Raw genomic sequence first — 13101 nt, forward strand, 5'->3', positions numbered from 1 at the left:
TAAATACATTAAACTTTAGTAAATCTATCGAGATTAAGGCTTTTTATCAATAAGTAAATAAGATAATAATTAACAATAATTAACAAAACTTAACAACTATTATATATCCTTAATCTTTCTTAGTCAAAGAGTTTAAAAATTAATAATTCAGCAGAAGTATTAAAACAGAAATTTAGGGGCAAAAAATGACAAGTTTTAACTTTTCCAGCAGAAAAACTATTACTACTTCCAATATTGATAATGTAGCCGATATATACGGTGGTGATTTTGATAGCGATGGTGATATTGATCTAGTTGGGATAACATCAGGATATGGTCAAGATGATGTCTTTATCTTAAAAAATAGTAGTAATGGTGGCAGTTGGAGTTATTCCTTAGTATATGGAGAATTACAGGTAGCTGAAGATTTCCCCGCTGGTAGCGTTTATGTTATTGACATAGACAATGATGGTGATAACGATATAATTAGTGCCTCTAACGATGATGATAATATATTTATTTTTTACAACAATGGTTCAGGCACGTCATGGGATGATGAGAAGATAGCTGATAATTTTCGGGGTGCGTCTGGCATTTTTGCCCTTGATTTAGCCAGTGATGGTTATGTTGATATTATCGCCGCTTCAGAAGATGATCATGATATTGCTACTTGGAGACAAACTTCTCGGGATAATTTTCAAGGAGAAAAAACCATTGATGGCAGTATGAATGAAGCCGTAGCTGTTTATTCCGCCGACTTAGATGGAGATGGGGATAATGACGTAGTTGCAGCCGCTTTTGATGAAAATAATGCAGGTATTGCATGGTGGGAAAATGAAGGTAGTGGCAATAATTGGGGCGATCGCATCTCTATTGCTGACTTTGACGGTGCTACAGACGTTATTGCCGTTGATATAGATAACGATGATGATATTGATATAGTAGCATCTGCTGAAGGCTCTCTTGACGATATTGCATGGTGGAAAAATAACGGTAGTGGTAGTTTTACTAGGCAGAGTAATATTGACGGTGACTTTGACGGTGTTTGGGAAATCACGGCGGCGGATTTAGATAACGATAGGGATTTAGATATAATTGCTGCGGCAAGAGACGAGAATCAAGTGGCATGGTGGGAAAATAACGGCGATGGCACTTTTGGCAGTAGAAACACCATTCAAACTGGTTTTGATGCTATTAGCGTTTTTGTGGAAGACTTTAACAATGACGGTTATTTAGATATTGCCTCGGCTTCTTTTGACGGTAATAATATCTCTTGGTGGGAAAATAACTTAGTTACCGCAGAAATAAGCAATTCTACGGGTTATGTTTTACGGGAAGTCGGCACAACAAATACCGCAGAATTTACCGTTACTTTAGACAGAGAAGCACCCGAAGATATTACCATTAACTATGAAATTTTAGGGGGAGTAAGCGAGGCGGATTATAGTGGTTTATCGGGGGAAATTGACTTTTCAACAGGGGATGAGAGTAAGACGGTTTCCTTTGCCATTGAAGATGACGATATTTATGAAAGACTAGAATCTTTAATTATCAATTTAAGCGAAGGTAATGGTTATCTTTTAAACTATAGTAGCGATTCAGTTGGTTTTAGAATCAGAGACTACATAGATATTGTTGCTAATACCAACCCCAGTGAAGATGGCACAATTGGCAGTTTTTCTATTGAGATGGATATTCCCCAAGATACCATTGAGTTAAATTTTAGCACCGATGGTACTGCCACAAGGGGCGTTGATTATCAGTTATTTTATTTAGCCAATGGGGAAAAACAATATTTAGATACCGATGATGATTCTTTTCCCATAACCGATGATACTGACTCTTTAGCTTTATATGTTGAGCCTTTAAATGATACTATTTATGATCCTGATGAAAGTATTATTGTTAACTTAGAAAGTAGTAGCGATTATTATGTTGATGAAGATACAGCGACTTTAACTTTAACAGATAACGAGCCTATTATTAGTATTGGCGATATTGTTAACCCCACAGAAAATGAAATTGGTTATATTGAATTAGAATTAGATAATCCCGTAGAAAGCGATGCAGGTATCAGAGTTAAATACAGTATTTTAGATGATTCTACTGCTACATTCAATCAAGACTATTATGCTTCCCAGTCTCGTTTAACCACCGACTCAGATGCAGAAAATGCCGTCTTTATTCCCAAAAATGCCATTACTGCCAAACTTTATATTTCTGCTTTACCCGATGCCGTTGCCGAAGATACAGAAGATATTAACATTCAGTTTTACACCTTTGAAGATGAATTTATTGAAGATTATGCTTATGGTTTAACCGATGGAAATTCTACCCTCGATGTCACGGTAGAAATAAGCGATGGTGAAAACTACGTTACAGGATTAGCAGTTTTTGATCAAGATAATAACTATTTAGAAGATGGAGAAATTCGCACCGAGGATGGTTATATTGCCTTTTGGAGTTTAGGGGAAAAATCGGGAAATGTTGCTTTTAACAAGGGCAGTATTGGCAGTGATGTTGATGGTAGTTATCAAAATAATCCCACTTTAGGAGTAAGGGGTTTAGCTAATAATAGTGATACTGCCGTAGAATTTAATGGCGTTGATGAGGGTATTTTTATCCCTGATAATGATCAGATTAACACAGGTGGTTCTTATCCTGAACGCACTATAGAATTATGGTTTCAAGCTAATAGTTTAGACGGCAGACAAGTTATCTATGAAGAAGGAGGCACACTAAATGGTATCAATATCTTTTTAGATGATAATCAGTTAAACTTAGGAGTTTGGGCAAATGATGAGGGAGAATGGTTAAATTTTACTGTGGAAACAGGAGAAACCTATCATACAATCCTTACTTTTGATAATGGTATTCTTACGGGTTATGTTAATGATGAAAATATAGGTAGTGTTAATTTAGATTTTGATAGTATTCCTACCCACACAGCAGGTATCGGAATCGCCCAAATGAATGATGATAGTCGATTCAGTAATGACGAAAGTGCAAATGATAATGATTATTATTTTCAAGGAATTGTTGATGATGTTTATATTTATGATTATGCAGTAGAAATAAAAGATGCGATCGCATCTTGGGGTTTAGGAGAAACCTCTGGAGATGTAGCAGTAAATGAGGGGAGTATTGGCAGTGATGTTGATGGTAGTTATCAAAATAGCCCAACTTTAGGAGTTTCTGGTTTGGCTAATAATAGCGATACTGCTGTCGAGTTTGACGGAGTTGATGATGGTATTTTTATCCCTGATAATGAACAGATTAACACAGGTGGTTCTTATTCTGAACGCACTATCGAGTTATGGTTTCAAGCTAATAGTTTAGACGGAAGACAGGTTATCTATGAAGAAGGAGGCACAGCTAATGGTATCAATATCTTCTTAGATGATAATCAGTTAAACTTAGGGGTTTGGGTAAGTAGTGAAGGAGAATGGCTTAATTTTCCCGTTGAAGAAGGAGAAACCTATCATGCAATTCTCATTTTTGATAATGGTATTCTCACAGGATATGTCAATGACGAAAACATCGGCAGTGTAGAAACCGACTTCACCTCTATTCCTGCCCATAGTGGTAATATTGGTATTGCCCAAATGAATAACGATAGTCGATTCAGTAATGATGATAGTGGCGAAGATGAAGGGTTTTATTTTCAGGGTGTTATCGATGATGTATCGATTTATGATTATGCAATCAAATTCAATGCCTCATTGAAAAATCAAAAAACTTTCCTGACATATAAACTAATCAGTCAACCAACCGATACCGTTACTATTAATTTATCCTTAGATGGAAATGGAGAATTATCCACCAATACTTTAACTATTTCTCCTGATGAATGGGCAACCCCTCAAATAATAGAAGTCAACGACATCAAAACAGATTCAGTTGTTACTGCTAATTTGAGTAGCGATGATGAAAATTATGATGGTTTAAATTTAGACACTAATATTATTCTTGCCGATAATACCATCACCGAAATTAAAGTCAGCGAAGGTGAAGAAAATCAATTACCAACTTTTAACCCCATTGTCAGGTTAGCTTCTTTGGGTAGTGTAACGGAAGATAATAACCGAGTGGAAGGATTCCGTCTTAGTTTAGATAATCCCACTGATACAGATTTAACCATAACTTATCAAGTTTCTGGCACTGCTACCTCTAGTGAAGATAACGAGGATAATTATGATTATGAAGCATTGAATGGAGAAATAACAATCAAAGCAGGAGAAACAGAAGCAGTTATTGGTATTAATCAATTTGATGATAATGTGGTTGAAAATGACGAAACAATTATTGTTAGTTTAAATTCTGGGGATGGTTATGAGTTAGATAGTGACTCTCAAACTGCCACTTTAACTATTAACGATAATGACACCGCAGAAATTAATTTAGTTACCGAGTCTTTCCTTAGCAGTATTAATGTTGATGATGAATCTTTATTAAATATTCAACTCCTTTCCCTTGATGAAAATGGCAACGCTGTATTTGATGTCAAGTTAACCAGTCAACCGAGTGATACTGTTACTGTTAATTTAACCGACAGTCTTAACGAAAATTCTGATACTGTTTCTTTAACTTTTACCGTTGATAATTGGAATGTTTCTCAAAATCCTACATGGGAAGGTTTAACGGAAAATACTGATAGCAATGACTTTACCTATCAAATAGATGTTTTAACTACCAGTGATGATAGCGATTATGATAATCAAACCACAGAAATTCCCATTACTACCAGTCTTTATAATCAAAATATTGATTCTATTGTGACGGTTGAAGGAGAAGAAGGGGTAAATATTCGCTTAAGGCTTAATAGCCAACCCACCGATGATGTCACTGTTAATTTATTAGAGTCAACCATTGATGAAAGTGAAAATGAATTTTCTGCTACAAGTTTAACTTTTACTCCTGATGATTGGAATACTTATCAAACCATAACTGTCACTGGTATTGATGACGAAAGAAGCGATGGTGATATAACTTATACCCTCAGATTAAGCGGTAGCAGTGATGATAGTAACTATGATGATTTGATTGAATATCTAACCATTACTAATGAGGATATTAATGATAATCAAGTCACTGACGAGTCACCGACTGAAGATGAAGATACTTTGTTAGTTAAATTGAGTGTAATTGATGATGGAGAAATAGCAGAAGATGATGAAGATACTCCTGCACAATTATTAGTTAGTCTCGAAGATGGAGAAGTTGCACCAGAAGGGGGTTTAAATGTCCGCTATTCGGTGTTAGATTCCACTGCCACATCAGGGGTTGACTATCAACCTTTAGAATGGTTTATTGAACAAGTAGGCTCGGAAAATCCCTTTGAAGGTGTTGACGTTGGTACTTTTAGTGATTTATCCTTAATTGACATCGACAATGACGGTGATTTAGATGCTTTCATTGGTAATTCATACGGTGCGATCGAATTTTTCAAAAACTACTCTATAGAAGATACAGGATTAGCAGGGGTTGCTAACTTTGAAGAAGAAATAGACGAGGATAACCCCTTAAGTGGTTTTGATGTCGGCAGTTATAGCAGTATTGATTTTGTGGATATAGATGATGATGGGGATTTTGATGCTTTTGTCGGTAATAGTAATGGGGAAATAATTTTCTATCAAAATACGGGGGATGAATCTTCTGCTATCTTTACCCTCATTACTGGTAGTGGTAATCCTTTTGATGAAATGAGTGTCGGTGGTTATGCTGTGCCTAGTTTTGTCGATATAGACAGTGATGGTGATAAGGATGTTTTTATTGGCAATGAAGACGGCGAAATAATTTTCTATCAAAATACAGGGGATGAATCTTCTGCTATCTTTACCCTCATTACTGGTAGTGATAATCCCTTTAATGGTTTAGAATTAAGTGATCGCACTTCACTGAGTTTCATCGATATAGACGAAGATAACGACTTTGATACTTTTATTGGTAACGGCGATGGAGAGGTATTTTATTACAATAACACTGGTAACTCTGTTGAAGCGACTTATGTTGAACAGTCAGGCATTGCCAATTTATTTGTAGATGCAGAAGGAGAAACCGTAACAGACTTTGGTAGTAATATTATGCCAACATTCGGGGATATAGATGATGACGGTGATTTAGATGCCTTTTTCGGGGAAGTTTACGGTAGGGTTTTATACTATCAAAACTTTGCTAATAATGAAATTACCATTCAAGAAGGAAGTGATAGTGCTATTATTGAAGTCTATCCCATCGCCGACAATGTTGCCGAAGATGATGAAACCGTCACGGTAATTTTAAATACCAATAGCGGTTACTATTTAACTGCCGAAGAAGGTATTAGCGGTACAATTACCATAGTTGATAATGACACCCCACAGTTAATTATTACCGATTCACAAGGCAATCAAATTACTGATGATGATAGTTTCACCACTGCTGAGAATGACTCTACTACTCAAAGTTTCCTTTTATCTTTAGCTACTCAACCCACCGCCACCGTTATTGTTTATATTAATAGCAATGATGAGGGCGAAGGAGTTTTAGATACTGATACTCTTTACTTTACCACCGATAACTGGAGTCAAACTCAAGAAGTAATTTTAGCTTCCGTTGATGATGTTATTGAAGATGGAAAGATTAGCTATCAAATTGTAACTAATGCCGTCAGTGAAGATGATGTTTATGACGATATTCAAACCCAACCTATTAATATTAGCAATCAAGATGATAATGATACTGCCCAAGTAATAGTTACTCAAATAGATGAATATACTTACTCTATCGAGTTGGCAACTCAACCCCTAGGGGATGTTTTTGTCACTATGACACCAGATAATCAAATTGCTTTAAATAATCGAGATGCTGGAATCTTTCTCACTCTTACCTTTAACGAAAATAATTGGAATGATAGTCAAACAGTAGTTGTTAACGCTCAAGATGATTATGACATCGAATATAACCACAATGCAGAAATAGAATTTACTGTTAGTAGTAATGATGATGAAGTTTATAACGAAATTACTCCCCCAGAAAATATAGAGGCTTTAATCTTAGATAATGATAAACCCACCGTTAATATTACCGTTGGCGATGGAGTAGAAGAGGAAGCATCCCCCGGTTATTTCACCATTACCCTTAGCCAACCAACTCCTAACAATAATGATGGTGATACTGGTTTTGCTATTAATTATCAAATCTTAACCGATGAAAGCACAACTACTAACGGGGGTGACTATCAAGAAATTCTCGAAACGGGTGTAATTTATATTCCCGCAGGAAGCAACAGCAGTAATTTATTTATTCAACCCATTGATGATTATTTAGTAGAAGGTTTTGACATTCTGGTGACAACTGCCTATGACTCTGATAGCGGTGAGGTAAGTTTAATTATTGATGATGAAGATATTGATAGTTACACCATACCCGCAAACAATCAATTAACTTTTAGTAATGGTGTTATTGCCACTCTCCCTGACGCTATAACTCTCAGTAATCAAGAATCAAATACCGTATTTGTGAATTTATTAAATGGGGATGATATTTCTACCACCGACACCACCAGAGTTGCAGGGGAAAATCTTACCATTCAGCTATCCACAGGAGATACTTATGGGATAGATAACAACCGCAGTGAAGCTATTTTACAAATCATAGATAATGATACACCGGGGTTAAGAATAGTACAAAGAGGCGATCGCACCCAAGTAACTGAAGGCAATACAGGCATTATCCAAATATCCTTACTCAGTCAACCCACCCATGATGTAACTATTGCCTTTACTACAGATGGTGAAATTGAGGAGATTTCCAGTTTAAACTTTACTCCAGATAACTGGTATCAACTCCAGTCAATAGATATAACTGCCATTGATGAGAATATCGCAGAAACAGATAAGTTTCATTTTAGCACCCTTGAATATTTATTAACCAGTAACGATGATGACTATAATAACTTAGAAATCGCACCGCAAATACTTTACATCCAAGATAGACTCCTAGACACCGAAAACACCTATAAAGGTGTAGAATTTGCCTTAAATGCCCTACAAAAAGCCCAAGATAAACTTAGCATACCTATTTTAGGTCAATTAGAAGGAGTTGTACCCGATTTTATTGAATTATTCAAAGATGATTTAATTGAAAATATACAAACTACCAGTCAATTAACCACTTGGCAACTAGAGCAAATTTTACAAGATATTCTCAGTGATTATGGAATATCCGTTACCACAGAAATTACCGATATTGATACCACGTTTACGGTAACAGTTAGTGAGTCTTATGAAGATGTTACTTTTGAGGTTGCTGATGACTTGGGAATGTCGGCATTAGGAATGAGTTACGAAGGCACAGTTGTCGGGGATATTAGTTATGACGGCACTTTAGTATTTATTCTTGGGAAAGATGGCACATTTTATCTTGACACCGAAAACACCATCTATGATGTGGATGTGGATTTAGAATTAGAAGAATTAGAAGGCAGTGGTAGTCTAGGTTTTGTTAAAGTTGACTTTGAAGATGATCCCGATACAGAAAGTTTCTTAAGTTTAACAGGTACGGTGCAACTTACGGACGAAAATTTTGATGATGATGGATTACTTAGCCCAGAAGAATTAGCCTTAATTTCCTATACCGCCGAAAATGACACTCAAACTTTCTTTGAAGAATATACTAATTATGACTTACTCGGAGATGCTGCATTGGGTTTGTCAGCTATTGGTAGTCTCGATCGCACCATTTACTTCCCTACCTTCAATTTTGATTTATACGTTGATTTTCCTCTCTTTAATTATGCCGATGAAACAGTCTCCGCCGCCGATGAAAGTGAGTTTATTGTCGAGATTAATGACTTACAGTTAGACTTAGGTACTTATGTTAGTAATTATTTCGTTACATATTTAGATCAAATTGACAATCAATTACAACCCATTTACCCCATATTAGACACCTTTAATACTGATACAAAATTCCTCAGTTATTTAAAATTAGACGATTTATATGACTATAACGACGATGGAAAAGTATCTTTAGCAGAATTAACCTTTAAACTATTAGGGGGTAGTGGCGAAGCAGATAATCTTTTTGAGTTTTTAGATAATATTGAATATTTAATTAACCTAGTCAGACTAGGGGGAGAAGCCGTCGATAGTTATAGCCTCAATTACTATGATGGCAAAAGCACAGAAGGAGGAAACACAGGAGAAACCACCGAAGATGACGACAAAGTAGTAGAAACCTACGCCATAGATTTAGGCAGTTATGAAATTACCATTAATGCCGCCAGTGTAGAAGATGATGATACCGTAGTTGATTTTATCAGAGAACCAGACGCAGTAATCGAACAAGTTGAACAAACCGAAGAAGAAAACCTACAACCCACCGTTGACTTTATTACCGCAGTATATAACACCCCGGGTTTATCCATTCCCATCTTAGAAACCCCTGAAATAGTCGCCCAAAAATTATTATTAGGGCAAGATACAGACTTACTAATCTATGATTTTCCCGATGCAGATTTTGACGTTAACTTTGACGTTACCGAAATCGGTTTAGAGGCTTTGTTACCAGATTGGGGATTAAATGCAGTTTTAGAATTTGATTTAGGTTTGACATCTAATCTCTATTTTGCTTATGATACTGTGGGATTATCTGAATGGAGAGACTTAGGATTTTCCGACGATAACTCTATCAGAGTAGCAAACGGATTTTACCTGAGAGATTTTAACGAAGATGGAGAAGATACCAACGAATTGCAAGGGCGTTTTGGGGTTGGTATTGGCTTTGAAAATAATCTCATCGTTGCCAAAGCGAAAATGACGGGAGGTGTGCAAAGCGATGGTAACATCAAAGTCGAATTCATCGACAATGGCGAAGATACTGGCACAAATGATGGTGTTATTCGTTTCTTGGAAGTGGTAGAAAATGATTTTTCGGGGTTGCAAGAAAACTCAGAGGTAGAAGTCGAGGTAAGTGGCGAAGTTGAAGGATTTTTAAATGCAGAGGTAAAAGTTGGTGTTGATGCTGGTTTTTACGAGGTGATGGAGACAGTTTTAGATATTGACGTAGCTACTTTTCCTTTGTGGAATGTAGAAAATTATATTGCTTTAAGTGGGACAGGCTCTCAAAGTTATTTAGATAATGCTACAGTTTATTTTGATGCTAATTTTAACGGCATAATAGATAATGATGAGCCTAACACCATTACTAACCCCGATGGTAGCTATCGTTTAGATATTCCTCTGGCAATTTTCGATACAAATAATAATGGCATACTTGATATTGATGAAGGGCGTTTAGTCTTAACCGACGGTATCGACTCCTCTAGTGGTTTACCCCTCGAAATACCTTTCTTTACCCTTAGCGACGCTTCTATGGCTACTCCCTTGACTACTTTAGCAACTATCTTAGTAGAAAATGGAATAGATGTAGAATCCGCACAAAACACCATCAAACAAATCTTTGACCTACCTGAAGATATTGATTTATTCAATTATGATCCATTATTAACTATTGCTGATGGTGATGAAACGGCGAAGGAAGTTTATCTCAACCATGTCAAAATATCGGCTTTACTGCAAATGTCCGTTGATGTGGTTAACCATTTAACCATTAACCCTCCCAATGAAAGTCACATAGTTGAATATGTTGCAGAGATAATTGGCGACTTGTCAACGTTAGATTTAACTAACTCTGAAGAGATTAAGATAGAAATTCTCTCAAAATTACCCACCTTACCCCTACTCGAACATCTAAAAGATAGTATCAACCTGAATACAGTTTTCGATGTAGCCTCTCAATTATTAGCACAAACAAATCAGGAATTGAAGGAAATTGCGGAGAATACTCCCTCAGAGAGTTTAATATCAACTATTGCTCAATTAAAAGAAAAATACTATATTGACTTACCTGCCATCATTGCTGAAATTGGGGATGGAGAAAAAACCATCATCCAAACTCAAGAAATTGAAGATGTTGTGTTAACTCAGAATCAAACATACAGTCAAGATTTAAGCAGTAATTTTATTGATATTTCTATTGATGATCAAATTACCTACTCAGCCCAAAACCTACCCGATGGTTTAACACTAAGCGATACTGGTATATTGCAGGGAACTGTCACAAACTCAGCAAAAGGTGATTATGAGGTTAGTTTAACTGCCACAGATTCTGAAGGAGAAAATTTGATGACAGAATTTTCTATTTCTGTAACGGGTACGGAAGATAACCTTTTAAATACTAGCATCTATCGTTTTCGCACTGGTGAGGCAACTTATATTTATGTCGCCGAAGAAGAAAGACAGCATATATTACAAGATAAATATAATTTTGTGGAAGAAGGAGAAGCATTTAAGGTGGCATTGGAAGATAATGAAAACCTTGAACCCATTTACCGCTTCCGTAATAATGACCTTGGGGCTACTTATTTATATGTGGGAGAAGAAGAGCGTCAAAGCATCAAGCAGAATTATACAAACTTTATAGAAGAAGGTTTAGCATTTTATACTTATGGTGCGGATACACAGCAAGGGAATGATATTTATCGTTTTCAAACTCAACCCGGAGGGTATATTTTTGTCGGAGAATCGGAAAGAGAAAATATTTTACAAAGTTACTCTTATTTTATGGAGGAAGGAGTTGCTTTTGAGGTTGCCTAGGATTGCTTTAAATATTATTAAAATATTATTTTTCTTGAGTTTGATAAATCTCAAAACCAATGATTTTTGGTGCAAATGAGTTAAGCTCTGCCTAAAATTTGTTATGATTACCTAAAATCTTCAGGAAAAAAGTCCCTAATACTTTAATACCCTAAAATTTTTGCTAATGGACTATCGAAGACTGGAAAAAATAAAGCAAATTCTCCAACAAAGACAACCTGATTTAACCTTAATTACTGATAATGTCAACAACTTCCGTAACTTGTCCGCCATAATACGCAGTTGTGAAGCGGTAGGGATGATGGAAGTTCATTTAGTTAATAATCAACAAGAACAACTATACTTAATTAATAAAGTAACTGCGGGTGCAGAACGATGGTTAACACAAACTAGGCATTCTAGTATTGTGACTGGAATTAATCACTTAAAAAAAAGGGGTTTTACTATTTATGCTACTCATTTGAGCGATCGCACCTTAGATTATCGTAAAATGGATTATACAAAACCCACCGCTTTTGTTGTAGGTTCAGAAAAAAAAGGTATCAGCGAAGAAGCCTTAGAAAATGCTGACTATCATATTAGTATTCCAATGATGGGAATGACACAATCATTAAATGTTTCTGTTGCCACTGCTATTATTTTGTTTGAAGCACAAAGACAAAGAGAAGAAAAAGGGTCTTATCAACAACTAAGAATTTCCCAAGAAATTTACGAGAAAACTATTTTTGAGTGGGCTTATCCGGAAGCCGCACTCGCTTACAAAGCTAACAAAAAACCCTATCCACCACTAACAGACACTGGAGAAATCAATCGAGATTATAAATCCAGTAGAGCATCTTCTTGATGAGTTTTGATTACACAGTCAGAGGTGGCATAAGCCTTACAAGTAAGGAAAAATCCCGCCTCAATTTCCTTATCTTTAAGGAAGTCATAATCGTGATTAACGCTACCTTCAACGATTTTCGCCGTGCAACTGACACAAACACCAGCACGACAAGAGTAAGGCAAGTTAAAACCCTGTCTTTCGGCGGCATCTAAAATATACTCATCTGCATTGACTTCAATCACATTATCAATGCCTTTTTCTTCATTTATTAATCTTATTTTATAACTATTTGCCATCGCAATAACAATGATTATTTTCTTAAAACTCGATATTTTATCTTAATGCTCATTGATCCCCTAATTTCTAATTTACTTGATAATATTAAGCAATCTTTACAATATTTCACTTGATTTGAAATATACTCAACTAATTTCAATAATTTTATTAGGGTTAGACAAACCTGATTTAATGATTACTTGAGATTTTTTCACCCCGAATTGTTTCGCAATGACGGTAATTAATTCCTGATTAGCTTTACCATCGATGGGGGGCGATTTAAGGTTAACAAGCCAAGTATCATCTTCTTTTTTTTCGATGGTTTGTTTTTTCGATCGAGGTTTTACTTTCACACTAATTTTCATGGGATATACTTAGAAC

At 35.9% G+C, this 13101-nt stretch carries 4 protein-coding genes; 2 read left to right on the top strand and 2 right to left on the bottom strand.

What is annotated here, in order from left to right; genetic code table 11:
* Nucleotides 1–185 precede the first annotated feature (185 nt).
* Both Dongsha4_RS18400 and trmH read left to right on the top strand, forming a co-directional pair.
* Nucleotides 186–11618, top strand: a complete 11433-nt coding sequence (locus Dongsha4_RS18400; RefSeq protein ID WP_330203720.1) for an FG-GAP-like repeat-containing protein — start codon at nt 186–188, stop codon at nt 11616–11618.
* 166 nt (nt 11619–11784) lie between these two features.
* Nucleotides 11785–12462: a tRNA (guanosine(18)-2'-O)-methyltransferase TrmH gene (trmH, locus tag Dongsha4_RS18405; protein WP_330203721.1), complete on the top strand. Its 678-nt coding sequence runs from the start codon at nt 11785–11787 to the stop codon at nt 12460–12462.
* Here the strand turns inward: trmH and Dongsha4_RS18410 are convergent.
* On the bottom strand, nt 12435–12740 hold the full coding sequence (locus tag Dongsha4_RS18410; RefSeq protein ID WP_330203722.1) for a 2Fe-2S iron-sulfur cluster-binding protein: 306 nt from the start codon (nt 12738–12740) through the stop codon (nt 12435–12437). The genes trmH and Dongsha4_RS18410 overlap by 28 nt on opposite strands.
* Nucleotides 12741–12866: 126 nt before the next feature.
* Nucleotides 12867–13085: a DUF167 domain-containing protein gene (locus Dongsha4_RS18415; protein ID WP_330203723.1), complete on the bottom strand. Its 219-nt coding sequence runs from the start codon at nt 13083–13085 to the stop codon at nt 12867–12869.
* Between the last annotated feature and the right edge of the window lie 16 nt (nt 13086–13101).

Origin of the sequence: Cyanobacterium sp. Dongsha4 (assembly GCF_036345015.1) — a bacterium.
Classification (GTDB): Bacteria; Cyanobacteriota; Cyanobacteriia; order Cyanobacteriales; family Cyanobacteriaceae; genus PCC-10605.

What these genes read in the sequence shown, in the direction of transcription:
- Dongsha4_RS18400 (WP_330203720.1), top strand. Translation starts at nt 186, where the DNA reads ATGACAAGTTTTAACTTTTCCAGCAGAAAAACTATTACTACTTCCAAT.
- trmH (WP_330203721.1), top strand. Translation starts at nt 11,785, where the DNA reads ATGGACTATCGAAGACTGGAAAAAATAAAGCAAATTCTCCAACAAAGA.
- Dongsha4_RS18410 (WP_330203722.1), bottom strand. Translation starts at nt 12,740, where the DNA reads ATGGCAAATAGTTATAAAATAAGATTAATAAATGAAGAAAAAGGCATT.
- Dongsha4_RS18415 (WP_330203723.1), bottom strand. Translation starts at nt 13,085, where the DNA reads ATGAAAATTAGTGTGAAAGTAAAACCTCGATCGAAAAAACAAACCATC.